Source organism: Mycobacterium sp. IDUB_39, from assembly GCF_055419205.1.
This window is the reverse complement of the sequence record NZ_JBVAXF010000035.1, coordinates 1-224: the sequence shown is the minus strand read 5'-3', so window position 1 is coordinate 224 and position 224 is coordinate 1. Positions and strand designations below refer to the sequence as shown.

The window sequence follows — 224 nt, the reverse complement described above, 5'->3', positions numbered from 1 at the left end:
GTAACCAGCCTGTTTGACCCACATCAACGCCGACATCTCCGACACGCCCGCGATTTGAGCGGCCTGCGCGGTCGAGGATCCCGATCGCATCGCCGCCCAGAATGCCTCACGCACTGCGTGCGAATACCGGGTCCCCTGATGACCGGTAGGTTTCCAGCCCCCGACCCTGGCCCAGGTGTAGCCCGTCGTGAACGACACACCAGCGATGGTGGCGGCTCGAGCCG

Annotated in this window: 1 pseudogene; it reads right to left on the bottom strand. The window is 65.6% G+C overall.

The window, feature by feature from the left end:
* Positions 1–198, bottom strand: a pseudogene (locus ACZY0X_RS31245) (IS30 family transposase); the annotation flags it as partial.
* Positions 199–224: the final 26 nt, after the last annotated feature.